19 protein-coding genes are annotated in these 24,933 nt (G+C 69.3%); 14 read left to right on the top strand and 5 right to left on the bottom strand.

Translation table 11 applies throughout. The features are described 5' to 3' along the window. Window positions 1–104 precede the first annotated feature (104 nt). Genes METY_RS05665 through uxuA form a run of 4 tightly spaced genes read left to right on the top strand, consistent with a single transcriptional unit; the run spans window position 105 to window position 4,328 of the window. Window positions 105–686 (top strand): TRAP transporter small permease, encoded by a 582-nt coding sequence (locus METY_RS05665; RefSeq protein ID WP_103120400.1) that lies wholly within the window; start codon window positions 105–107, stop codon window positions 684–686. A 3-nt stretch (window positions 687–689) separates the two neighbouring features. Beyond that, window positions 690–2,096 (top strand): TRAP transporter large permease, encoded by a 1,407-nt coding sequence (locus METY_RS05660; protein ID WP_103120399.1) that lies wholly within the window; start codon window positions 690–692, stop codon window positions 2,094–2,096. Then, entirely contained in the window at window positions 2,093–3,145 is a 1,053-nt protein-coding gene (locus METY_RS05655; RefSeq protein WP_103120398.1) for an L-idonate 5-dehydrogenase, read from the top strand. Before METY_RS05660 ends, METY_RS05655 begins: the two co-directional genes overlap by 4 nt. 4 nt (window positions 3,146–3,149) lie before the next feature. After that, the gene (gene uxuA, locus METY_RS05650) at window positions 3,150–4,328 is read left to right on the top strand and encodes a mannonate dehydratase (RefSeq protein ID WP_200819604.1); all 1,179 of its coding nucleotides are present in this window, start codon (window positions 3,150–3,152) and stop codon (window positions 4,326–4,328) included. A gap of 10 nt (window positions 4,329–4,338) precedes the next feature. On the opposite strand, the gene METY_RS05645 is transcribed toward uxuA, so the two are convergent. Beyond that, entirely contained in the window at window positions 4,339–5,064 is a 726-nt protein-coding gene (locus tag METY_RS05645; RefSeq protein ID WP_103120396.1) for a GntR family transcriptional regulator, read from the bottom strand. A gap of 236 nt (window positions 5,065–5,300) precedes the next feature. On the opposite strand from METY_RS05645, the gene METY_RS05640 reads away from it, so the two are divergent. The 9 genes from METY_RS05640 to METY_RS05600 all read left to right on the top strand — a co-directional run bounded on the left by METY_RS05640 (window position 5,301) and on the right by METY_RS05600 (window position 15,433). Continuing rightward, window positions 5,301–6,287: a 4-hydroxythreonine-4-phosphate dehydrogenase PdxA gene (locus METY_RS05640; RefSeq protein WP_103120457.1), complete on the top strand. Its 987-nt coding sequence runs from the start codon at window positions 5,301–5,303 to the stop codon at window positions 6,285–6,287. A 200-nt stretch (window positions 6,288–6,487) separates the two neighbouring features. Further along, complete coding sequence (locus METY_RS05635; protein ID WP_160147311.1) at window positions 6,488–6,988, top strand: tripartite tricarboxylate transporter TctB family protein; 501 nt, start codon at window positions 6,488–6,490, stop codon at window positions 6,986–6,988. Between the two features lie 12 nt (window positions 6,989–7,000). Then, a complete protein-coding gene (locus METY_RS05630) occupies window positions 7,001–8,536 on the top strand; it encodes a tripartite tricarboxylate transporter permease (protein WP_103120394.1) in 1,536 nt (511 codons plus the stop codon). Then, window positions 8,533–9,435 carry an NAD(P)-dependent oxidoreductase gene (locus METY_RS05625; RefSeq protein ID WP_103120393.1) on the top strand — a complete coding sequence of 301 codons (903 nt, stop codon included), beginning with the start codon at window positions 8,533–8,535 and terminating at the stop codon, window positions 9,433–9,435. The genes METY_RS05630 and METY_RS05625 overlap by 4 nt, the downstream gene beginning before the upstream one ends. 68 nt (window positions 9,436–9,503) lie before the next feature. Next, entirely contained in the window at window positions 9,504–10,499 is a 996-nt protein-coding gene (locus METY_RS05620) for a Bug family tripartite tricarboxylate transporter substrate binding protein (protein ID WP_103120392.1), read from the top strand. Between the two features lie 104 nt (window positions 10,500–10,603). Beyond that, a complete protein-coding gene (locus tag METY_RS05615) occupies window positions 10,604–11,488 on the top strand; it encodes a helix-turn-helix domain-containing protein (protein ID WP_103120391.1) in 885 nt (294 codons plus the stop codon). Window positions 11,489–11,661: 173 nt separating this feature from the next. Next, entirely contained in the window at window positions 11,662–12,315 is a 654-nt protein-coding gene (gene paoA / locus METY_RS05610) for an aldehyde dehydrogenase iron-sulfur subunit PaoA (RefSeq protein ID WP_103120390.1), read from the top strand. Next, window positions 12,312–13,301 (top strand): FAD binding domain-containing protein, encoded by a 990-nt coding sequence (locus METY_RS05605; RefSeq protein ID WP_103120389.1) that lies wholly within the window; start codon window positions 12,312–12,314, stop codon window positions 13,299–13,301. The genes paoA and METY_RS05605 overlap by 4 nt, the downstream gene beginning before the upstream one ends. Window positions 13,302–13,312: 11 nt before the next feature. Next, window positions 13,313–15,433, top strand: coding sequence for a xanthine dehydrogenase family protein molybdopterin-binding subunit (locus METY_RS05600; protein ID WP_103120388.1), 2,121 nt, complete (start codon window positions 13,313–13,315; stop codon window positions 15,431–15,433). A gap of 27 nt (window positions 15,434–15,460) precedes the next feature. Here METY_RS05600 and fhuB read toward each other — a convergent pair whose 3' ends face one another. The 3 genes from fhuB to METY_RS05585 all read right to left on the bottom strand — a co-directional run bounded on the left by fhuB (window position 15,461) and on the right by METY_RS05585 (window position 20,626). Then, a complete protein-coding gene (gene fhuB / locus METY_RS05595; RefSeq protein WP_103120387.1) occupies window positions 15,461–17,404 on the bottom strand; it encodes a Fe(3+)-hydroxamate ABC transporter permease FhuB in 1,944 nt (647 codons plus the stop codon). Next, window positions 17,397–18,296, bottom strand: coding sequence for an ABC transporter substrate-binding protein (locus METY_RS05590; RefSeq protein WP_103120386.1), 900 nt, complete (start codon window positions 18,294–18,296; stop codon window positions 17,397–17,399). The genes fhuB and METY_RS05590 overlap by 8 nt, the downstream gene beginning before the upstream one ends. A 71-nt stretch (window positions 18,297–18,367) precedes the next feature. Further along, on the bottom strand, window positions 18,368–20,626 hold the full coding sequence (locus METY_RS05585) for a TonB-dependent siderophore receptor (protein WP_200819603.1): 2,259 nt from the start codon (window positions 20,624–20,626) through the stop codon (window positions 18,368–18,370). 224 nt (window positions 20,627–20,850) lie between these two features. Between METY_RS05585 and METY_RS05580 the strand changes: the two genes are divergently transcribed. Continuing rightward, the gene (locus tag METY_RS05580) at window positions 20,851–21,711 is read left to right on the top strand and encodes an AraC family transcriptional regulator (RefSeq protein WP_103120384.1); all 861 of its coding nucleotides are present in this window, start codon (window positions 20,851–20,853) and stop codon (window positions 21,709–21,711) included. Window positions 21,712–21,713: 2 nt separating this feature from the next. Here the strand turns inward: METY_RS05580 and METY_RS05575 are convergent, their stop codons facing one another. Next, window positions 21,714–24,908: an efflux RND transporter permease subunit gene (locus tag METY_RS05575; RefSeq protein WP_103120383.1), complete on the bottom strand. Its 3,195-nt coding sequence runs from the start codon at window positions 24,906–24,908 to the stop codon at window positions 21,714–21,716. Window positions 24,909–24,933: the final 25 nt, after the last annotated feature.

The following is a 24,933-nucleotide window of genomic DNA, read 5'->3' as shown; positions in this document are numbered from 1 at the left end:
GGATCGCCCGCCGATAGCGGCGCCCCTTCCTCACGACGATCCCGGCTCTCCGCGGCTACGCCGCGGCGGCCGGGATGACGCACCTCCCTTCCCCGGATCCGCCCATGTCAGCCGATTTCGCCCAGCCCCACACCCCCGTCACGGCGGAAGAGCTCGCCCACGCCTTCGAGGACCAGCCGGTCGTCGTCGATCTCTCGAAGTACGCTTTCGAGGACTGGCTGACGCTGGCTCTGTTCGTCGGCATGGCGGGCTGCGTCGTCCTGCAGTTCGTCACCCGTTACGTGCTGAACGACAGCCTCGCCTGGACTGAGGAGATCGCGATCAACGCGCTCGTCCTCGTCGTCTTCCTCGGCTCCGTGATGTGCGTGCGCATGTCCCGGCACATCCAGGTCGACGTGCTCTACCACTACCTCGGCGCGACGGCGGGCCGGGCTCTGGCGACCGGCGTCGACCTCGTCCGGATCGGCTTCTTCGCCTACGGAACGTACCTGATGTTCCGCTACGCCCGGCTCGTAGCGCGCGAGCGGATGACCACCATCGACCTGCCGCGCAGCGTCGTCTTCTACCTGATCCTTGCAGCCTTCGCGTTGATGCTGGCCCGCGCCATCCAGGTCGCGGTCGCCAACTGGCGCCGCGGCTATTCCGTGCTCGAGCGCCCCGGCGCCTTCGACGGCTCCGGAGACTGACCGATGCTCCTCCTCCTCGGCTGCTTCCTCGTGCTGATGGTCGTCGGCGTGCCCGTCGCGATCGCCATGGCGGTCTCGTCGGTGCTCTACATCGTCACCTACGGCGCCGCCCCCGACATCATCGTCGCCCAGCGCATGATCGCGGGCGTCGAGAGCTTCCCGCTGCTCGCGGTGCCGTTCTTCATCCTCGCCGGCAACCTGATGAACATCGCCGGCGTCACGGGCCGCATCTATTCCTTCGCCGTCGCGCTGGTCGGCTGGATGAAGGGCGGGCTGGCGCAGGTGAACATCATCGGCTCGGTGATCTTCTCCGGCATGTCCGGTACGGCGCTGGCGGACGCCGCCGGCATCGGCACGATCGAGATCAAGGCGATGAAGGACCACGGCTATCCGACGGAGGTCGCGGTCGGCGTCACCGCCGCCTCCGCCACGCTGGGGCCGATCTTCCCGCCGTCGCTGCCCTTCGTGATCTACGGCATGATGGCGAACGTCTCGATCGGCGCGCTGTTCATGGCCGGCATCCTGCCGGGCGTCGTCATGACGCTGCTGATGATGATCACGGTCGCAGTCTTCGCCTACAAGTACGGCTGGGGCTCCGACACGCCGTTCGCGATCAGGAAGCTGTTCTCAGCCACGGTCGAGATCGTCGTGGTGTTCTCGTTCCCGCTCGCGATCTATCTTCTCACGCTCGCCGGCGTGTCGCTCAACGTGGCAGTTCTGGTGGCGCTTGCGGCGCTGCTTGCGCTCGACTGGTGGTTCGACTTCGAGGCCGTGATGGCGCTGATGACGCCGGTCATCTTGATCGGCGGCATGACGCTCGGCTGGTTCACGCCGACCGAGGCCGCGGTCGCCGCGGTGATCTGGTCGCTGTTCCTTGGCCTCGTGCGCTACCGAACCATGACCTTCCGGACACTGGCGAAGGCCGGGTTCGACACCATCGAGACCACGGCCTCGGTGCTGTTCATCGTGACCGCAGCCTCGGTCTTCGCCTGGCTGCTGACGGTGAGTCAGGCCGCAGCCCTGCTCTCCGAAGCGTTTCTGTCGATCACCGAGAACAAGTGGGTGTTCCTCATCCTGGTGAACCTCCTGGTGCTGTTCGTCGGCTGCTTCCTCGACACCATCGCGGCGATCACGATCCTTGTGCCGATCCTCCTGCCGATCGTGCTGAAGCTCGGGATCGACCCTGTGCATTTCGGCCTGATCATCACGCTCAACCTGATGATCGGCCTGCTGCACCCGCCGCTCGGCATGGTGCTGTTCGTCCTGTCGCGGGTGGCCAAGCTCTCCGTGGAGCGCACCACCATGGCGATCCTGCCGTGGCTGGTCCCGCTGTTCGTCGCCCTGCTCGCGATCACGTTCATCCCCGAGCTCAGCCTCTGGCTGCCTCGGCACATGGGACTGCTGAAATGACCGCCGCCACGGCGCTCGCCGTCACGCTCTACGCTCCCGAGGACCTGCGCATGGTCGACCGGCCGCTGGGGGACCTCGAGCCCGGCATGGTCCGCATCCGCTTCGGCGCCGGCGGCATCTGCGGCTCCGACATGCACTACTTCCGCCACGCCCGGACCGGCGACTTCGTCGTCACCTCGCCCCTTGTGCTGGGGCACGAGGTCGCCGGCGAAGTGGTCGAGATCGCAGGCGACGCGCCGGGTCTCGCTATCGGCGACCACGTGGCGGTCAATCCCTCCCGCTGGTGCGGAACCTGCGCCCGCTGCCGGGAAGGCCGGCCGAACCTCTGCGAGAAGATCTACTTCATGGGCTCGGCCTCCAAGACCCCGCACATGCAGGGCGGCTTCGCGAGCCTGTTCGACGCGACGCCGGCGCAATGCGTGAAGGTGCCCAGGGACCTGCCCTTTGCGGCCGCGGCGCTCGCCGAGCCTCTGGCCGTGTGCCTACACGCGGTGCGTCGCGCAGGCGAGGTGGCGGGGCGGAACGTGGTGATCTTCGGCGCGGGACCGATCGGCCTGCTGACCCTGTTGGCGGCGAAGCGCGCACGCGCCGCGGAGGTCGCCATGGTCGACATGGCCGCGGCGCCGCTCGCTTTCGCCGCCCGGCTCGGCGCGGACCATGCGGTTGATCTGTCGCAAGGCGACGCCGCGCTCGACCAGTTGGCGAAAGACAAAGCGTTCGACGTCGCGATCGAGGCGTCCGGCACGGCGGCGGGCCTCGCCTCCGCCATCAAGGCGGTGCGGCGCGGCGCGACGATCGTCCAGCTCGGCAACCTGCCAGGAGGCAAGATCGAGATCCCGGCCAACGCCATCATGGCGAAAGAGCTCGATCTACGGGGTACGTTCCGGTTCGACGCCGAGTTCGCCGAGGCGGTCAACCTCATCGTCGCCGGAGAGGTGGACGTCATGGCGCTGGTGACCGCCGAGCGCCCCTTGTCCGAGGCACCCCAGGCGTTTCGGCTCGCGCTTGATCGCTCACAGAGCGTCAAGGTCGTGTTGACGGCGGGCTGATCTGATGCGGGAGTCCTGGCGCTGGTTCGGACCGGACGACCCGGTCAGCCTGGACGACGTCCGGCAGGCGGGGGCGCGCGAGGTCGTCACCGCGCTCCATCAGGTTCCGATCGGCGAGGCCTGGACCGTGGCGGAGGTCGAGGAGCGCAAGCGGATCATCGAGAGCGGACCGCGGTCGCGGCTCGACTGGACGGTGGTGGAGTCGATCCCGATCCCCGACGACGTCAAGCGAACCGGCGGCGTGGCGACGCGCTCGATCGCGGCGTGGATCGCGAGCCTGGAGGCGCTCGCCGCCTGCGGCATAAGAATCGTCTGCTACAACTTCATGCCCGTCGTGGACTGGTGCCGCACCGATCTCGAATGGGAGCTCCCGAACGGTGCCCGGGCCATGCGGTTCGACCTCGCCCGGTTCGCAGCCTTCGAACTGCACATTCTCCAGCGCCCAGGGGCTGAGCGCGACTTCGACGCCGCGACGCGGGCGCGGGCGAAAGCCGTCTACGAGGCGATGACCGAGGACGACGTCGCCGCGCTCGTCACCAACATCGCGAGCGCCCTGCCGGGATCCACCACCGAGCCGCTGACCATCCCCGCCTTCCGGGACAAGCTCGCGGCCTACAGGGACGTCGACGCCGCCGTTCTGCGGAGGCATCTGGTCGAGTTCCTGCAGGCTGTCACCCCGCGCGCCGAGGCGTTGGGCGTCACCCTGACGCTGCACCCCGACGACCCTCCGCGCCCGCTGTTCGGCCTGCCGAGGGTCGCCTCCTCAGGCGACGATTACGCCGCGCTGTTCGACGCCGTCCCCTCGCCAGCGAACGGCATGTGTTACTGCACGGGCTCCTTAGGCGCCGGCCCAGCGAACGACCTTCCCGCGATAGCGCGCCGCTTCGGGCCGCGCATCGCCTTCGCGCACCTGCGCGCGACGCGGCGCGAGGCGGACGGCTCGTTCTACGAGTCCGACCATCTCGACGGCGAGGTGGACATGGTCGCGGTGCTGAAAGTCCTGCTCGCCGAAGACCGCGCCCGAACCGCGGACCGGAAAATCGTGTTCCGGTCCGACCACGGCCACCGGATGCTGGACGACCTTCGCCCGACCAAGCGCACCAATCCGGGCTATACGGCTATCGGCCGCCTCCGCGGCTTGGCCGAGCTTCGCGGCGTCATCCGCGCGCTCGAGGCGGGTTGACGCCAGCGGCTCAGGAGGCGAGCGGCTCCTCCGCTGGCGCGGCAGGCGCGCGCTCGGGCAGAGCGTCCTGCACGCGCAGCCAGGTGCGGTCGATGTGGCGCCCGATGACCTCCGCCAGCGCGTCGCCGTCGTGGGCCTCGAGCGCGACGATCATCTCTTCGTGCTCGGCGACCGCGGCCGCCCATTTGTCCTCGCTGCCGTTGCCGACGAACCGGATGCGCTTCATGCGCGCCTGGATCGACTCGTGCGCCCAGAGCAGCGTGGCGTTGCCGGAGATGCGGGCGAAGCCGGAATGGATGTCCTGGTTGAGCTTGAAATAGTTCAGCCGGCTCCGGACCGCGTAGAGCTCCATCATCCGGTCGTGGACGGCGCGGAGCGAGGCGATGTCCGCGTCGCTTGCCCGGGCGCAGGCAAGACGGCCCGCTTCCTGTTCGATGATCTTCAGCGCTTCGAGCATGTCGAAGACGTCATGGCGGGTGAAGGCGCGCACAACAGCGCCGCGCCCCGGCACGTTTTCAATGAGCCCCTCGGCCGCGAGCGTCTTCAGGGCCTCCCGCATGGGGGTCCGCGACACGCCCAGGCGACGGCCGACGTCGCCTTCGTTCACCCGATCCCCCGGCGCGAGACGGCCGTCGATGATCATGTCGCGCAGCCGGGCGACGGTCTCGTCGTGCAGCGAGCGCCGCAGGATCGGCGTTTCCGGGGCGCTTCCGTCGAAAGAGGTCAGGTCGGTCAACGATGTGGCCCTCTGGATCGACCATCCGGCGCAGTGGCTGTCCGGCGGCGACCGCAGTCTGCAGCATGGCCAAGCGGGCGCCGAAGGTCAATTCTGTGTCATGCAACATGCTGTATGCAGCATACTTGATCTTAGATGACGGCGGCGCTACCGTTCGGGCAACAACGAAGAACGGACAGGGAGCGACCGTGACCATCGCCACGCAGACTTCGCAAAAGCCTTTGATCGCGCTCGCCATGGGCGATCCCGCCGGCATCTCGCCGGAGCTCGCCGCCAAGGCGCTCGCTCTGCCGGAGGTGCGGGAGGCCGCCGATTTCATCGTGTTCGGCGACCTGCGCGTGCTGCAGGACGGCGCTGAGACTGCGGGCGTGACGCTCGACCTCGACGTCGTGGACGCCCCGCGCGAGCCTCAGGGCAAGCCGGTGTTCGTCGACCTCAAGAACCTCGACCCGGCGAGCGTCGCTCGAGGCAAGGTCTCGCTTGCAGGCGGCGAATTCGCCTCGCAGAACTACCGTGCGGCGCTCAAGCTCGCCCGCGAAGGCGTGGCGGACGCGGTGGCCTTCACCCCGTTCAACAAGCAGGCGATGCGGCTCGCGAACCCCGGCTACGACGACGAGATCAAGTTTTCGGCGACCGAACTCGGCGTCGACGTCGTGGCGAGCGAGTTCAACGTGCTGCCCGAATTCTGGAACGCGCGCGTCACCAGCCATGTGCCCCTGTCCGGCGTCTCCGAGCGCATCACCAAAGACGCGGTGATGAAGGGCCTGACTCTGACCGACGCCTCGCTCAAGGCCTCCGGGATCGCCCGTCCCCGCATCGCGGTCGCGGGCCTCAACCCGCATGCGGGCGACGGCGGCAACTTCGGCTCCGAGGAGATCGAGCAGATCGAGCCGGCCGTGCGCGAAGGCAAGGCGCGGGGCATCGCCTGCGAGGGGCCCTACCCCTCCGACACCGTGTTCGTGCGCGCGGTAGCCGGTCACTTCGACGCGGTGCTGACCATGTACCATGATCAGGGGCAGATCGCGATGAAGCTCATTGGCTTCGACAAGGGCGTGACGCTGCTCGGCGGCTTCCCCGTGCCGATCTGCACTCCGGCGCACGGCACAGCCTACGAAATCGCGGGGCAAGGCGTCGCGAACGTCGGCGCGACCCGCGAGGCGCTGCTGCTTGCGGCCCGTATGGGCGCGACGCGCAAGGCCACGAAGGCGCAGCGCGCGGCGTAACGGACGGCCGTCATCCCGGACGGCGGCGCAGCCGACGATCCGGGATCGTCCTCCGGACGAGGCGCCGTCCGGCGTCCAATGCTGAAGACGGTCCCGGCTCTCCGCTCCGCTGCGGCCGGGATGACGCTGCTGAGAAGATAGCGGAGAGCCGCCGCGAGATGCGGCCCCGTTCCCGAGGAAACGGATCGAGGAGGGGCTCCATGTCCGCCGAAGACCGCACGATCGTGTCGCGCTTCACCATGGAAGTGGCGGCCGCGCTGGGCGCAGCCGCCATCGGCGCCCTGGTGATCTACGGCGCGAACGAGCACTCCATCGGCTGGGGCGACGCCGGCCCGGAGCCGGGCTACGTGCCGTTCTGGCTCGGCCTTATCATCGTGGGCGCGAGCCTCGCCGTGCTTGTCCAGACGCTGGTCCAGCGGGTCGGCGCCGGCGACAGCTTCATCACGCGCGAGCAGGGCAAGCGGATCGCCGCCTTCGCCATTCCGGTCGCGCTGTTCGTCCCGGTCAGCCTGTTCCTCGGGCTCTATGTCGCGACCGCGATCTACCTGCTGGCGACGACCACGCTGCAGGGCCGCTTCCCGCTCGTGAAGGCGATCCCGATCGCGATCGGCGCGCCGGTCGTCATGTTCGTCCTGTTCGAACGCTGGTTCCAGACGCCCCTGCTCAAAGGGCCGCTCGAAGCGGCTCTTGGGCTGTACTGAGGAGCGGCGGCCATGTTCGACAACGTCCCGCTGCTCCTCCACGGCTTCGAGATCGCGCTTTCCTGGCACCATGTCGCCCTGATGATCGGCGGCGTGCTGCTCGGCATCCTGGTGGGCGTTCTCCCCGGCCTCGGCGCCCCGAACGGCGTGACGCTGCTGCTGCCGCTCACCTTCTCGATGGATCCGGTCTCGGCCATCATTCTGCTGACCTCGATGTACTGGGGCGCCCTGTTCGGCGGCTCCACCACCTCGATCCTGTTCAACATCCCGGGCGAACCCTCGTCCGTCGCGACCACCTTCGACGGCCATCCCATGGCCAAGAACGGCCAGGCGACCGAGGCGCTCACCTACGCTTTCATGTCCGCCGGCTTCGGCGCGATGGTCGGGGTAATCGTCATCACGCTGCTCTCGAGCGCAGTCGCGGATTTCGCTCTGAAGTTCTCGTCGCCGGAGTTCTTCGCCGTCTATCTCCTCGCCTTCGCGAGCTTCGTCGGCCTCGGCGGCGGCAACCCCTTTAAGACCATCGTGTCGCTGACCCTCGGCCTCGCCTTCGCGACCGTGGGACAGGACACGATCTCGGGGTCGCTGCGCCTCACCTTCGGCTTCGACGAACTGCTCCGCGGCATCTCCTTCCTCGTCGCGGTGATCGGCCTGTTCGGCCTGGGCGAGCTGGTGCTGACCATGGAGGAGGGGCTGCGCTTCAACGCGGTCGCCTCCCGCATTTCGCCGAAGAAGGTGTTCCAGACGATCGCCAAGATGCCGCGCTACTGGTTCGCGCTGCTGCGCGGCAGCCTGATCGGCGTGTGGATGGGCGTGACGCCCGGCGGGCCGACCGCGGCCTCGTTCATGAGCTACGGCGTCGCGCGCCGTTTCTCCCGGCGCTCGGCGAACTTCGGCAAGGGCGAGCCGGAGGGCGTGGTGGCGCCCGAGACCGCCGACCATGCCGCCGGCTCCTCCGCCATGCTGCCCATGCTGGCGCTCGGCATCCCGGGCTCCGCGACGGCCGCTGTCATGCTGGGCGGACTGATGATCTGGGGCCTGACGCCCGGGCCGACCCTGTTCGTCGAGCGGCCGGACTTCGTGTGGGGCCTCATCGCCAGCATGTATCTCGGCAACGTGGTCGCCGTTGTGCTGGTGCTCGCCACCGTGCCGCTGTTCGCCGCGATCCTGCGCATCCCCTTCGCCGTGGTCGCGCCGCTGATCGTCTCGGTGTGCTTCATCGGCGTCTGGACGGTCGCCTCCGCGGAGTTCGACCTCTGGCTTGTTCTGGCCTTCGGCGTGATCGGCTACCTCTTCAAGAAGCTCGAATACCCGATCGCGCCCCTCGTGCTCGCGATGGTGCTCGGCGACAAGGCCGAGGACGCCTTCCGGCAATCGATGCTCATGTCGGGCGGCTCGCTGGGCGTGTTCTTCTCGAACCCGCTCGTCGGCACGCTCACCGCAATCGCCCTCATCCTGCTTGCCTGGCCGATCGTGGCGATGTTCCTCGGCCGTCGCCGCGCCGGCGTCGCGGCGGTCCCAGCCCACGCCGAACGGAGCCCCTCATGACCGCGGCCAAACCCACCGTCGCGTTTCTTGGCATCGGTCTTATGGGGCGCCATCAAGCGGCGAACCTCTTGAAGGCCGGCTACCACGTCACGGCCTGGAACCGCTCCCGCGCAAAGGCCGAGGCGCTCGAAGCGCTGGGCGCGCGCGTGGCCGACAGCCCGGCGGAGGCCGTCGCGGGGGCGGACGTCGTCGTGGCCATGCTTGAGAACGGCCCGATCGTCGCCGAGGTGCTGTTCGCTTCCGGCGCCGACGCGGCGCTGAAATCCGGCGCGGTCGTGGTCGACATGAGCTCGATCAAGCCCGCGGAAGCGCAGGACCATGCGGCCCGGCTCGCCCGCAGGGGCGTTGCGCATGTGGACGCGCCGGTCTCGGGCGGCACCGTAGGCGCCGAAGCCGGCACGCTCGCCATCATGGCCGGCGGCGAGCCCGACGCCTTCGCCCGCGTCGAGACGCTGCTCAAGGCCATGGGCAGGCCGGTCCACGTCGGCCCCTCCGGCTCAGGGCAACTCGCGAAGCTCGCCAACCAGATCATCGTCGGCGTCGCCATCGGCGCCGTCGGCGAAGCGCTGATGCTGGCGGCCAAGGGCGGCGCCGATCCCGCCAAGGTCCGCGAGGCGCTCCGCGGCGGTTTCGCCGAGAGCCGCGTGCTGGAGCTGCACGGTCAGCGGATGGTGGAGCGCGACTTCGTCACCAAGGGCCGTTCGGTTACCCATCTCAAGGACATCGACAACGCGCTCTCGGCCGCCGAAGGGCTCGGGCTCGACCTGCCGTTCTCCGGGCTGCTGGCGGACCTGTTCCGCGGCCTGCTCGCGAACGCCGGCGACCTCGATCACTCCGGCCTGCTGGTCGAGCTCGAGCGCCGCAACGGACTGGACGGCGCGGACAGCCGCGCCGCCTGACATCGCAGATTCGATCAACGCCCACGCCAGAGGGGCGCGACGGACTTTAGGACCTGGAGGAACAGCTGATGCCTAGCCTGACCACGAAGATCGCCCTCGGCCTGCTTGGCGCCGCCGCCGTCGCCGCGCCCGCCGCGGCGGAGTGGAAGCCGGTGAAACCCGTCGAATTCGTCGTCGCCTCGGGCGCCGGCGGCGGCACCGACCAGTTCGCCCGGCTGATCCAGTCGATCATCCAGAAGCACGAGCTGATGCCGGTGAACATGATCGTCACCAACAAGGGCGGCGGCGCAGGCACCGAAGCCTTCGTCTACGGCAAGCTCGCGGGCGCCGATCCGCACAAGCTCGTCTTCGGCACCAACAACGAGTGGCTGCTGCCGCTGGTGACGAAGTCGGGCTACCAGCCGGACGACCTCCGCCCCGTCGCCGCCATGGCGGTCGACGAGTTCCTGCTCTGGACGCACAAGGACGCGCCCTACAAGGACGCCGCCGCCTTCGTCGCCGCGGCCAAGGAAAAGCCGCTTCAGGTCGGCGGCAGCCAGTCGAAGGACACCGACCAGATCCTGTCGAAGCGGATCGAATACGCGACCGACGCGAAGTTCACCTACATCCCGTTCAAGTCCGGCGGCGAGGCCGCGACGCAGCTCGCCGGCGCGCACATCGAGGCGAACTTCAACAACCCGCAGGAGAACGTCGGCCAGTGGAAGGGCGGCCAGGTCCGGCCGCTCTGCGTGTTCTCGCCCCAGCGCATGTCCTACGACCAGAAGGTCACGGCCGACATGTCCTGGGCCGACATCCCGACCTGCAAGGAATCCGGGATCGCGGTCGAGCAGTACCAGATGCCGCGCACGGTGTGGCTGAACGCCAAGGCGACCGACGAGCAGGCGGCCTACTACGCCGGCGTCATGGCCAAGGTGCGCGAGACGCCGGAGTGGAAGGAGTGGCTCGCCCGCACCTCCCAGACCGACCGCTTCGTCACCGGCCAGGCCTTCGCCGACCAGGTGAAGAAGGAGCAGGCTGAGGCTCGCACCCTGTTCGAGAAGGCGGGCTGGCTCGTCACCAACTGAGGCGGGGCGAAGGGGCAGCGCGGGGCCCCTCCCCCGCGCTGCTGCTTCTCGCTTGCGCTTCGGCGCCCTACCATCCGCCCGACGATCCGCGGAAGGTGAGGACGATGCGGCCTCTGGTCGGCCACGGCAGGGTGACGGAGCGAGGCGGCGCGGTCAGTGCGCCGGCCGCGCGACGCTGGGCCGGCGGCGCCGTCACCTTTGACCGCCGCTCCTGGGTCTGCGACCACGCCCCGCTGGATTGGACATCGCCCTCTCACCTGATCGTCCTCACCGAAGCGGGCGGGACGGGCGCGACGGAGGTGCGCGTCGATGGCGGCGGCCCCTACGCCGGCCGCGACGCTCCGGGCGCCCTGAGCTTCGTGCCCGCGGGCGTCCGCCGTCGCGGATCCTATCGGCGGGCGGACCTCTCCTACGCCGCGCTTTGGATCGACCCAGCCCTCGGCGAGAGCCTGGCGGGCTGCGCCGGCCTCAAGGCGCCGCAGGCCTTCGTCAACGGGGAGGATCCGGTGATCGCCGCGTTGCTGACGGGCCTCCGCGACGCAGTCGGCGACGGAGGCGATCCGGGAGCCGCCTACATCGAGCACATGACGGCGCTGATCCTTCTGCGCCTGTCCGCGCTCGGCGGCGCCCCTGCCCCGACCGACGCCGGCGGCGGGCTCTCCCGTCGGGCGCTGGCCCGGATCGTCGACCACGTCGAAGACCATCTCGACGAAGACATCGCGCTTGTCGACCTCGCCGGGCTGCTCGACATGCCGGTGGACCGGTTCGCCCGGCGCTTTCGCGCGGCGATGGGCGTCGCGCCCTACGCTTATGTCCTGGAGCGGCGCGTGCGACGCGCCGAGCGGCTGTTGGGCGAACGGCGTCGGAGCCTGGCCGAGATCGCCCTCGCTTGCGGCTTCTCCAGCCAGAGCCATTTCGCGACAGCCTTCCGGGAGCGCACCGGCCGCACGCCGGGCGCCTACCGCGCGGAGATCGCCGCGCGATCCTGAAATTCACGCCGGGATCCTGGAAGCCGGCGGCGACCGTCCAATCTAGAACCGCTGTGAACAGCGCCCGCCCCCGATGAGCGCCGGACGCGGCCGCATCCGCACGCGGGGGTGGCCCGGACGACTCCGAATCGGGCTTCGCGCGGGCGGCCCGCACCGATCTGCGAGGACGCCGCATGATGCCGGAAACCGAATTTCTTCGCCTGTCGCGCCGAGAGGTGCTGGAGGCCTCCGTGGCCGCCGCCGCCCTGGGCGTCTGCGCGCCCGCGGCCGCCGCCGCTCCCGACGCCCTTCCCGCCTCGGCGCCGTCGGTGCACGCATCCGAGGTCCGCTTCATCGTCAACGGAACGCCGCAGACGCTTAGCCTCGATCCCCGCACGACGCTGCTCGACGCGCTGCGCGAGCATCTGCATCTGACGGGCTCCAAGAAGGGCTGCGATCACGGCCAATGCGGCGCCTGCACGGTCATGGTCGGCGGGCAGCGCATCAATTCGTGCCTCACCCTCGCGGTGATGCACGCGGGCGACGAGGTGACCACCATCGAGGGGCTCGCCGCCGAAGCCGACCTGCACCCGATGCAGGCGGCCTTCCTCCGTCACGACGGCTTCCAGTGCGGCTACTGCACCCCCGGCCAGATCTGCTCCAGCGTCGCCATGCTGAAGGAGGTCGAAGCAGGCTGGCCCAGCCACGTCACCGAGGACCTGGGCATCGCGATCGACCTTACCGACGCCGAGATCCGCGAGCGCATGAGCGGCAACCTCTGCCGATGCGCCGCCTATCCCAACATCGTCGCCGCGATCCGCGACGCGTCCGAAGGAGGCGCCCTGTGACGCCCTTCACCTACGAACGCGCCGCCGACGCGGCGGCGGCCGCCAAGGCGGTCGCGGAGCGCCCGGACGCAGCCTTCATCGCCGGCGGCACCAACCTCGTGGACCTGATGAAGCTCGGGGTCGCGCGGCCGAAGCATCTCGTGGACGTCTCGCGGCTGAAGCTCGACGCGATCGACGAGACCGAGGACGGCGGTCTGGTCGTCGGCGCGCAGGTGAAGAACTCAGCGCTCGCGGCCGACGCTCGGGTGCGCCGGGCCTATCCCCTGCTGTCGCGCGCGCTGCTGGCCGGCGCCTCGGGGCAGTTGCGCAACGCGGCCTCCACCGGCGGAAACCTGCTGCAGCGGACGCGCTGCCCCTACTTCACCAACACGGCGACGCCCTGCAACAAGCGCACGCCCGGCTCGGGCTGCTCGGCGCTCGGCGGCTTCAACCGCATCCACGCCGTGCTCGGCGCGAGCGACGCCTGCATCGCCACGCACCCCTCCGACATGGCGGTTGCCATGACCGCGCTCGACGCGCAGGTGCGGACGGTGACCGGCGACGGCGCAACCCGCGAGATACCGGTGTCCGAGCTCTATCGCGACCCGGCGCAGGGCCCCGACGCGGACACGGTGCTGGCGCACGGCGAACTCATCACGGCGGTCAGGCTGCCGCCGCCGCCCCCCGGCCGTCAGGTCTACCGCAAGGTCCGCGACCGGGCGTCCTACGCCTTCGCGCTGGTCTCGGTCGCCGCGGTGGTCGACGCCCGCGACGGGCAGGTGCTGGGCGGCCGGCTCGCCCTCGGCGGCGTCGCGCACAAGCCGTGGCGGGTCGCGGAGGCCGAGCAGGCGCTCAGCGCTGAGAGCCGACCAGAGGCGAGCTTTGACGCCGCCGCGGATGCGGCGCTCAAGGGCGCGCGCGGATACGGCGCGAACGACTTCAAGATCGATCTTGCGAAGCGGACGATCCGGCGCACCCTCGCCGACGCCGCCGGCCTGTCGTCGTGAGGAGGCCGGACATGGCGCTCGACATCTCCGCAAACCCCATCGGCCAGCCCGTCGACCGCGTCGACGGGCGCCTCAAGGTGACGGGCGGCGCGCCTTACGCCTACGAGCACCGGCTCGAGCGTGCGCCGGCCTATGGCGTCATCGTCCCCGCGACCATCGCCAAGGGGCGCGTTCGCGCGATCGACGCGACGGCGGCGGAGGCTGCGCCTGGCGTGCTGCTGGTGATGACCCACCGCAACGCGCCGAAGCAGCCCGCGTTCGGCCCGCCGCGGGCCTCCGCGCGCTTCGCCCGGGCGCGGCCTTATCTCGGCGACGACCGCGTCCGGCACTGGGGCGAGCCGGTGGCCTTCGTCGTGGCCGACACCTTCGAAGCCGCTCGCGCCGCGGCCGCGCTGGTGACGGTCGAGTATCAGGCCGAGACGCCCGTTCTCGGGCTGGAGCGACATTTGAAGGCGGCCTACGCGCCGGAAACCATCAACGTCGGCATGAAGACCGACACCTCCGAGGGCGACTTCGAGGCGGCGTTCGCCGCCGGGCCCGTCACGGTGGACGCCACCTACCACGTCGCCCAGCAGCACCACATGGCTCTGGAGCCCCACGCCGCAATCGCCTCCTGGGAGGGCGACGAGGTGACGGTGCGGACCTCGACCCAGAACGTCGCCAACACCCGCAAGGCGCTCGCGGCCACGCTCGAGATCCCGCTCGAGAAGGTCCGGATCGTAAGCCCCTACGTCGGCGGCGGCTTCGGCGGCAAGCTCGGCATGCGGGCCGAAGTCGTGCTCGCGGCTTTCGGCGCGCGGACGCTGAAGCGGCCGGTGAAGGTGGCGCAGAGCCGCCAGCAGGTGTTCTCGAACGTCGGTCACCGCCCGGAGGCTATCCAGAGGGTGCGCCTGTCGGCGACCCGCGACGGCAAGCTGACCGGGGTGTCCCACGAGGTCTGGATGCAGTCCTCCCCGATCGAGGAGTTCGCGGAGCAGACCGCGAGCTCCACCCGGGCGCTCTACGGCGCGCCGTCCATTCTGACGCGTCACCGGCTGGTGAACCTGGACATGCAGGGCGGCGAACCCGTGCGCGCGCCGGGCGAGGCGCCGGGCCTTCTGGCGCTCGAAAGCGCCGTTGACGAACTCGCCCACAAGCTCGGCCTCGACCCCGTCGAGATGCGCATCCTGAACGACACCCAAACCGACCCGGAGAAGAAGGTTCCGTTCTCGTCGCGCAAGCTGGTCGAATGTCTGCGCGAGGGCGCGGCCCGCTTCGGCTGGAGCGACCGTCCGAAGGCGCCGCGCGAACGCCGCGACGGGCCGACGCTGATCGGCTACGGCGTCGCCGCCGCGATCCGCCCGAACTACCTCGGCCCCTGCGCCGCGACCGTGCGCGTCGCCGAAGACCGCACCGTTCGGGTGAGGACCGACATGACCGACATCGGCACCGGCACCTATACGATCCTGGCGCAGGTCGCGGCGGAAGAGCTGGGCGTACCGCTCCACGCGGTCACCGTCGAACTCGGCGACAGTCGCTTCCCCGTCAGCCCCGGCTCCGGCGGCTCCTGGGGCGCGGCGAGCTCCGCCTCCGCGGTGCTGGACGCCGCGCGCAAGGTCAAGGCCGAGATGGCGCGCACGGACGAGGCACGGGTGTTCGAAGCGACGGGATCGGTGAAGGGCATGCGCGAAACCCAGTCCTACAAGGACTACTCGCAGTATTGCTTCGGGGCGCATTTCGCCGAGGTCGCGGTCGACGAGGATACCGGCGAGATTCGCCTGCGGCGGATGCTCGGCGCCTTCGCGGCCGGCCGGATCCTGAACGCGAAGACCGCCCGCTCCCAGATGATCGGCGGCATGATTTGGGGCGTGTCCTCGGCGCTGTTCGAGGAGGCGGTGGTCGATCCGCGCTTCGGCCACGTCGTAAACGGCGATCTCGGCGAGTACCACGTGGCGGCCCACGCCGACGTGCCGAACGTCGATGCCTTCTTCATCGAAGAGCATGACGACAAGGCGAACCCGCTGGGCGCCAAGGGCGTGGGCGAGCTTGGCATCTGCGGCGCGGGCGCGGCCGTCGCGAACGCGGTGTTCAACGCCACCGGCGTGCGGGTGCGGGAGTTTCCGATTACGCTGGACAAGGTGCTTGTCGGCTGACCGGGAGGCCGGTTGGTGGCGCCGGCCTCACCGTGTGCGCAGCAGTAAGGCCAGATAGGCGCCGCCGACCAACGATGCGAAAAGCCCGAGCGGCAGCTGGTAGGGAAAGATCACCGTGCGGGCCAGAAGGTCGGCCGCCACCATCAGGATCGCGCCGATGAGCGCGCCGCCGGAGAGATGGGCGGTCGGCCGCGTCAGTCCGCTGGCGTAGGCGGCGTGGGGCGCGACCAGCCCCACGAAGCTCAGCGGCCCGACGATCAGCGACGCAGCGGCGGCGAGCAGGGCGGCAAGAGCTGTGAGCGCCAGCCGCGCGGGCCGCAGGCCGAGCCCCAGGCTGCGGGCGACGGGAGTCCCAAGCGGCAGCACGTCGAGCCAGCGGCCGACGAAGGCCAGCGGCAACGTCAGGGCCGCCGCCGCCGCGCAGGCGATAAGCGCTTCGTCCGGCCCGATGGCGCTGGTCGAGCCGGAGATCCAGCCGAGCAGCGCGAAGGCCCGGGCCGACGCCGTGGCGATCACCGCGTTCAGCGCCGCGAGGCACAGCGCGGAGAGCGTCGCTCCCGCGAGCAGGAAGCGCTCCGCCCCGACGCCCCGCGCGCCGGACATCGCCAGCATCAGCACGAGCGCCGCCAGCGCGCCGCCGGCTGAGCCCGCGAACCGCAGCGGCAGCGCCGTGTCGGCGGAGAGCAGCATCGCCGCCGCGAGGCCAAGCCCCGCGCCGGCGCTGACGCCGAGTACCTCGGGACTCGCCAGCGGATTGCCGGTCATGCGCTGCACGATCACGCCCGCCGCCCCCAGCATGGCGCCGGCCGCCGCCGCCGCCGCCGTGCGCGGCCAGCGGAACGGCCAAAGTTCGACAAAGTCTGTTCCGACCGCCACATGCCAGCCGTCCGGCGAGCGGCCCAGCGCCACCGCCGCGAGCAGCGCGACGGCCGCGAGCGCGAGAAGCACGGTAAAAGTGCGGTCTGCCGGCCGGGACGAGGCGCGCACCGGCCTCTGCGGGCGATCCGCCATCTTGAGGCGCGGCAGCAGCCACAGCATCAGCGGCGCGCCGAGCAGCGCTGTCGCGGCGCCCGTGGGGATCTGGCTGAAGCCGCCGGGCAGGCTCTGCACCGCGCCGTCCGCAAGCCACAGCAGCACGGCGCCCACGGCCGGCGAAGCCAGCAGGACGGTCTTCGTGGTCCGAGCCCCGGACAACCGGGCGAGCGCCGGGCCGGCCAGACCCACGAAGGCGATCAGCCCGACCTCCGCCGCGACAGTCGTCGCCAAGGCGACCCCAACGCCGAGCGCGAGCAGCCGGATCGCCGCGACAGGGGCGCCGAGGCCGCGGGCGCCGGAGTCGCCCGTCGCGATCACGCCGAGCGGCCGCGCCAGCAACGCCGCGGGAAGCGCCGCGAGAGCGAGCGCCGCCGCGATCGCGCCGGCCGGCGCCCAGCTCTGCTGGCTCAGCGAGCCGCCGCCCCAAATCAGCAGCGCGAACAGGTACTCGCCTTGCGACAGGATCAGCGCGGCGCTGAGCGAACTCGCGACCATGGCGACGATCATGCCGGTGAGGACGACCGAGACCGGATCGAGCCCCCGCCGCCAGGTCAGCGCCAGGACGGCCGCCACGGCCCCAGCGCCCCCGGCGAAGGCCGCCGCCTCGCGGCCCAGACCGCCCAGACCAGGCGCCAGCAGCGCGGTCAGCGTCAGCGCGAGCTGCGCTCCGGCGGAGACGCCGAGCGTCGCGGGCTCCGCCAGCGGATTGTCGAGCGCGGATTGCAGCAGCGCCCCCGCGAGCCCAAGCGCCGCTCCGGCGAGCAACGCGGTCGCCGCCCGCGGGAGGAGGCTGTGCAGCAGCAGCAGACGGTCGAGTTCGCTCGACGGCCGGAGTCCGGCGCCGAGATGCGCGCCCAGCGTCGCCGCCCACAAGGCTCCCGCGACGAGCCCGAGCAGCAGCCAGGGCGCCCATCCCCGCAAGACCGCCTCACGCATGGTCGCGGCCCGCCAGCGCCTCGCCGAGCAGGCGGGCGAAACGCAACGCCGCAGGCAGCGCGCCGAACGGATTAACCGGGCCGAGATCGACCACGCGCCCGCCCGCGACCTGGGGCATCGCGCGCCAGAACGCGCTTCCGTCGAGGCTCGCCCGAACGCCGGGCGGGGTCGGCCCAACGATGACGATCCAGGCCTCGGGCATGGCGGCGAGCGCTTCCAGTCCCACGCTCGCGACTGCGCCATAGGCGCTGCCGCCCGCCCAGGCGGAGCGCAGCCCGAGCCGCGCCAGCACGTCGACGAACATGCTGTCGGCTCCGAAGACGCGGAAGTGACGGGCGTCGCCGAAGTTCGCCACGAGGAACGGACGCGTGGCGAAGGATACGAGCCGGCTCCGGGCGACGGCGAGGTCGGCGTCGGCGCGGGCGACGAGCGCCTCGGCTTCGGCTGCGCGGGAGAGGCGTGCTCCCACCGCCCGGCTCGCGGCTTCCGCCGCGGCGTAGGGCGACCGTCCGGACTCGTAGATCGAGACGCTTTCGACCGGCGCGACGCGCTCCAACTGGGCGCGATACTTCTCGTACCACGGCGAGCTCAAAATCAGGTCGGGCCGCGCGTAAAGCAGCATCTCGGCGTTGATCTCGCCCCTGAGGCCGAGATCCGCCACCGCGGCGGGCACGGCGGGTTCGACCGCGGCCCGGCGGAACAGCTTCAGCTCGGTCGCCGCGACAGGTGTCACGCCGAGCGCCAGCGCCGTCTCCAGCATCGCCCAGTCGATGGCCGCCACCCGCAGGTCCGCGGCGCCGGCGCGGGCGCCGAGGGAGCCGGCCAGGCCGGTCCCAGCGAGCGAGGCCAGCAGCGCGCGCCGGGTGAGGCCGAAGGAGTGCGGTCCGTTCAAGCGCCAGCTCTTTCAAACGCACGAAGGGGCCGGCGAGCCGGCCCCTTCCACAGATCGGAGACGCATTCAGATCACCAGGTGTAGCTCGCCTTAACCAGCGCTCGGCGACCTTCGCCGTAGGAGCAGACATTGATGCCCTGGCAGCCCGAGACGTAGCGCTTGTCGAACAGGTTCGTCACGTTGAGGCTGACCTTGTAGGCGTCCCACTCGTAGCGCGCCGCGACGTCAAACAGCGTGGCGTCCGGCACTTTGACCGTGTTCGGCTGGGTGGCCTCCGACTTGCCGAGGTAGCGAACGCCGCCGCCGAGACTGACGCCCTTCAACACGCTGTTAGTGAAAGTGTAGTCGAGGAAAGCGGAGCCGATGATCTCGGGAACGAGGAACGGCTGCTCGCCCTTGAGCGAGGCTCCCGTGTCGGACCTACCCTTACGGATCTCCAGATCGTAGGCTGTGAACGAGCCGATAAACTTCCAGTTTTCCGTCAGGTTGGCCTGCGCCTCGAACTCAAAGCCCCGCGACCGAACCTTGCCCAGCTGGGTCTGCGCGTTAAACGGCCCCGAAACGTAGTTTTCCTTGGTCAGGTCGAAAATCGCCGCAGTGAAAAGGCCAGAGAACCACGTGGGAGCATATTTCACGCCCGCTTCGTACTGGACGCCGGTTTCCGGCTTGAACGGGGACCGGACGATTTCTCCGTTGCGGACCGCCGGATTATATCCAATCAGAGGATTGAACGTGCTTGCGATGCTTACATACGGCACCAACCCGTTGGCGAACTCGTAGCCCAGGCCCGCGCGACCGCTGAATCGCCCCTTTTCGAGGCTGACATCGTTTCCGTACAGCGGATTGGAGTCGCCATCGAGCCACATGCGGTCGTAGCGCCCGTTGAGCGTGGCGATGAAACCACCACCAAACCTGACTTGGTCCTGCAGGTATACGCCCGCCTGATGCAACGTGCTGACTTGATCGAGATAGGGGCTCGTCGCCGGCTGCGGATCGTTCAAGTCGGGATTTCGGATGTCGACCGACGTTCCGATGCTCGAAGACTGAACCTCGTCGATCCGGTAAAATTTATAATCGACGCCGAAAAGAAGCGTGTGATCGAGCGCCCCCGTAGCGAACTTGCCGACGACGCTGTTGTCCGTCGCGAAACTGAATGACTCGGTGTCGTGATCAAAGCGGATGCGCGCCAACTGCGTATTGCCCGCGCTTGGGCGCTCTGCGAAGCCATAGCCGAACGGGTAGAGTTGCGCTTCTTCGAGGTGAGCGTAAGCGAAACGTGCCTTTGAATTCACCGTCCACGCATCGTTGAGTTCGTGGCGGAACTCATAGCCCAGCATCGCCTGCCGCCGATCGTAATCGTCGATATCCGGATCGGAAAAATTCTCTTTCCGACTGATCCGGCCGAGATCGATCGTCCCGTCTGTCGAAGTCGCGCGTTTCACAGTGCCGTAATAGGGCAGAAAGTCGCTGCTGCCGTGCGTTTGGTCGGCGTGTTGGTAGTTTGCATAGACCGTAAGGTCCGTGCCGGCATCCGGTGAATAGGTCGCCGCGCCCTGAATGACGCCGCGAATGCCGTCCTCGTGCTTGGCGTAACCGTCGCCGCCTTCAAGCTTACCTGTCACGCGATACTTCCAGATCGGTGACAGGGGCGCGAGCTTGCTGACGCCGCCGTTCGGCACGACCTTATTTATGTCGAAGGCCGCGAAGCCGGTCGGGTAGTTGTCGATCCCGATCTCGATCTGACCGAAGTCGTAGTCCAGAGGACGCTTGCTGACGTAATTTATGATGCCGCCAATGTTTCCACCGCCGTACAGCGAAGAGGACGCCCCGCGAAGCACTTCGACGCGCTCCAGCAGATATGAGTCCTGGTAGAAATTACCAAAAGCATAGCTCAACAGCTGCATGCCATCGCGGTAGACGCCGGTCTGCGTCGCGTCGAAGCCGCGGATGTAGAACCAGTTGGTGTCGCTGTCCTCGCCGAAGGGCTGCGCGAACACGCCGGCCGAATAGCGCACCGCCTCGTCGGCTTTCATCGCGCCGAGGTCGTCCATCTGCTGGCGACCGACGACGCCGATCGACTGCGGGATCAGCTGGACCAAGGTGTCGGTCTTGGAGCCGGTCGTGGTCGCGGCGGGGACGTAGCCCTGCACCGGGGCGGTGCCCGACCCCGGTCCCGTCTGCACGCCGCGGCCGGTGACGGTGAGTTCGTCGAGGGCGACCGTCCCGCCATCCGCGGCCTGCTGCGCCATGGCCGGAGCAACGAGGAGGGCGGACGCTGCAACCCCGATCAACAGTGCGCTCTTCAGTCCAGCGCCGCGGCTCTTTCTCATCACACGCCCATGTATTGTTAGTTTAGAGCGACTATAAAGAGCCAGATTAGAACTCTTAAAACCAGCGCCGCCCCTGGAGATTGTGTCCTAACAGCGGCATATCGCTTTTTATTGATCGTTTTTGCTTGAACGTTGTCGCCTTTTGGGCTGTTTCGCCGAATGTAGCGAGAGCGTCGCTGAGCGGTGCCGCGCCGCAACAGTGCGGACGCCAGAGGAGACGGGCGATGGCGGCCTTTCGACCACGCATGGAGTCGCGGCGCGACGGGATCGAGGTGGTCGACGGCTGGCGACGCACCGGCGCCTCGGGCTGCGTGGAGCTGTGGCGGGCGAACTGCGCCTCGGGCGCCAGCGGCGACTATGTTTCGCAAGACCCCCGACTGTTCGTCGTGCTCGAGCCGCTCGCCGCTCCGATGGCGTTCCGAGAGGCGGGGCGCCAGGTCGCGGTGTCGACGGGCTCCGGCTTCAGCTTCGTGCCCGCCGGCGTGCGCCTGTCCTCCCGCTTCGCCGGCGCGACGTCGATCCTTCACCTCGACGTGCATCTCTCCGCCGAGTGGCTGCGCGAGATGATCGGGGAGGACGGCGCGCTGACCGAACCGCGGCTGATGGCGAGCGACGAGCGCGCGCTTTCACTGGCGCGCATGCTCGCCGCGGAATGCGCCAGCGCCACGCCCCTGCCCCCGCTTTACGGCGACAGCCTGACGGCCGCGCTGATCTCGGCCGCCATGGGCGCGACCGTTCCCGTCGCGCGCAAGCGCAGCGGTCTGCCCAAGCGCAAGCTCGACGCCGCCATCGGCTACATCGAGGCCCACTGCGGCCGCCCCATCCGCCTGCAGGAGCTCGCCGACCTCACCGGCATGACCCAGAGCCACTTCAGCCACGCCTTCAAGGCGGCGACCGGCGTGCCGCCGCACCGCTGGCAGATGCAGGCGCGCATCCGCAAGGCGCAGGAGCTGCTGACGCGCAGCGACGCTTCGCTCACGGAGATCGCCGCCGAGACCGGGTTTTCGGACCAGCCGCATTTCACCCGGGTCTTCCGCCAGATCATCGGCCGGACCCCGGCCGCCTGGCGCGACGCCTCGAGCTGAGCCTATTCCCCCGGCGCAAGCGCGGGCGTCTCGGGCTCTACGCCCGGCTTGGCCTTGTCCGCGGCCTTGCCGTCGCGGGCGAACGCCCGGCAGACGACATAGAACACCGGCGTGAAGATCAGGCCGAAGATCGTGACGCCGATCATTCCGAAGAACACCGCCGTGCCGAGCGACTGCCGCATCTCGGCGCCGGCGCCGGTCGCGAGCGCCAGCGGCACGACGCCGAGGACGAAGGCGAGCGACGTCATCAGGATCGGCCGAAGCCGGGTCTTCGCGGCGTCGATCGCGGCCTTGGCCCGGCCGATCCCCCGGTCTTCGTTCTGGCGCGCGAACTCGACGATCAGGATGGCGTTCTTCGCGGCGAGCCCGATGAGCACCACGAAGCCGGCCTGGGCGAGGATGTCGACCGGCATGCCGCGGATCGTCAGGCCGGTGACCGCCGCGAGCAGGCACATCGGCACGATCAGGATGATCGCAAGCGGCAGCGTCCAGCTCTCGTACTGGGCGGCGAGCAGCAGGAAGACGAGCAGCACGGAGGCGAGGAACACCAGCATGCCGGAATTGCCGGCGAGCTTCTCCTGCAGCGAGAGCTCGGTCCATTCGAAGCTGAAGCCCGCCGGCAGAGTCGCCGCCGCGACGCGCTCCATCGCCGCCATGGCGTCGCCGGAGGAGAAGCCTGGAGCCGCCGAGCCCTGGATCTCGGCCGCCTGGTAGAGGTTGTAGCGCGGGACGCGGTAGGCGCCGGTCATCTCCGTGAAAGACGCGACCGAGCTCAACGGCACCATCTCGCCGCTATCGCTGCGGGTGCGGTAGCGGCCGATGGCGTCGACGTCCTGTCGAAAGGCTCCGTCGGCCTGGGCCGCCACCCGGTAGGTCCGGCCGAGCATGTTGAAATCGTTGACGTAGGCGGAGCCGAGATAGACCTCGAGCGCCTCGAAGACGCGATCGGCCGGCACGCCGATCATCTCCGATTTCACGCGGTCGATGTCCGCGAAGATCTTCGGCGTCCCGGTGTTGAACGGCGTGAACACGCGCGACAGCGAGGGCTCGCGGTTTGCCGCGGCCACGAGATCGTTCGCGACCTTGGCGATCTCCTCGGACGAGGCGCCCGAGAGGCTCGTCACCATCATCTTGAAGCCGCCGGTATTGCCGATGCCGCGGACGGAGGGGGGCAGCACGGTCACGATCTGGGCGTCCTGGATGGTCGCGAGCCGCTGGTTCACGGTCGCAAGCATCTTCTGGAGCGTGAGGCCCTTCGGATAGCGCTCCTCATGGGGCTTCAGGATGGTGAACACGCGGCCGACATTGGAGGCGTTGGTGCCGGTGGCGCCGTCGATTCCGCTGCTCGACACCACCACCTGAACGCCCTCCACATCCTTCAGCTTCTCGACGATCTGCTGCACGACGACGTCGGCGCGGTCGAGGGCGGAGCCCGGCGGCAGCCGGTAGATGGTGACGAGCTGCGCCTGGTCCTGCTCCGGGATGAAGCCCGTCGGGGCCCGCGTGATCTGCCAGCCCGCGAGCCCGACCAGCCCGAGGTAGGCGACCAGCGCGAGCGTGGAGACGCGCAGCAGCCGGGCGCTCAGCCTGCCGTAGCGGTTGGCCAGCCATTCGAAGCCGCGGTTGAACCAACCGAAGAACCACGCCAGCAGCCGGGCCGGCCAGAACCTGGGCTTCGGGGCGTGATGCGGGTCATGGGGCTTCAAAAGGATCGCGCAGAGGGCTGGCGACAAGGTCAGGGAGACGAAGGCCGAAATCAGGGTCGCGACCGAAATCGTGATGGCGAACTGTTCGAAGAAGAGGCCCGGGATGCCGGGGACGAACGCCGCCGGCGCGAACACCGCCATCAGCACCAGCGCGATCGCGATCAGCGCGACGCCGACCTCGTCCATGGTGACGTGCGCGGCTTCCTTCGGCGACATGCCGCTTTCGAGGTTTCGCTCGACGTTCTCGACCACGATGATGGCGTCGTCGACCACGATGCCGATCGCGAGCACCAGCCCCAGCAGCGACACGGTGTTCAGCGAGTACCCGAAGGCCGCGAGCGCGGCGAAGGTCCCGATCAGCGACACCGGGATCGCGGCGATCGGCACGATCGCGGCGCGCCACCGCTGCAGGAACAGGATCACCACCAAGGCGACCAACAGCACCGCCTCGACGATGGTGGCGTAGACCGCATGGACCGAGGCGGACACGAAGCGCGTGGGATCGAAGTTGATCGCGTATTCGACGCCGGGCGGGAAGCTCTTCGCGAGCTCGACCATCGTGGCGCGCACCTCGTCGGCGGTCGCGAGCGCGTTGCCACCCGGCAGCTGGAACACGCCGACTCCGACGCCCGGCGCCTCGTTGATGTAGGTGCGGTCGGTCACCGTCTGGCTCGCGACCTCGACGCGCGCGACGTCGCGCACGCGGGTCACCCGGCCATCCTCGCTCTTGATGACGATCGCGCCGAACTGCTCCGGCTCGGTCAGCCGTCCCAGCGCCTCGACGTTGAGCTGGTACGCCCGCGAGGTCGCGGTCGGCGGCTGGTTCACCACGCCCGCCGAGATCTGGACGTTCTGGGCGCGCAGCGCTGCGACGATCTCGCCGGCGGTGAGGTTGCGGGCGGCCGCCTTATCGGGGTCCAGCCAGACCACCATCGACAGGTCCTGCGCGCCAAGCATGCGCACGTCGCCGACGCCTTCGATCCGGGCGAGCACGTCGCGGATCGAGAGGTTCACGTAGTTCGAGATGTAGAGCTGGTCGCGGGAGTTGTCGGGCGAGCGCATGTGCACCGCGAGCAGCAGGTCCGGGGAGGACTTGCGCACCGTAAGGCCCTGGCGGCTGACGGACTCCGGAAGCCGCGGCAACGCCAGTGACAGCCGGTTCTGGACAAGCACCTGCGCCTTGTCGAGATCGGTCCCGAGCCTGAAGGTCACGGTGGTCGTCAGCTGGCCGTCGCCGGTCGCCTGCGATGACATGTAGAGCATGTCCTCGACGCCGTTGATCTGTTGCTCGATCGGCGTCGCGACCGTGTCGCTCACGACCTGCGCGGAGGCGCCGGGGTAATTGGCGCGGATCACAACGGTCGGCGGGACGATCTCCGGATACTGCGACAGCGGCAGAGAGAAGAAGCTCGCGGCCCCGAGCAGCGTGATCAGGATCGAGAGCACCACCGCGAAGATCGGTCGGTCGATGCAGAAATGGGCGAGCCGCATAGGCTGTCCTCAAGGGTCTTGCGTC

Source organism: Methylopila sp. Yamaguchi (assembly GCF_002897035.1).
Classification (GTDB): Bacteria; Pseudomonadota; Alphaproteobacteria; order Rhizobiales; family Methylopilaceae; genus Methylopila.
The sequence above is the reverse complement of the archived record's forward strand: the minus strand, read 5'-3'. Positions and strand labels throughout refer to the sequence as shown.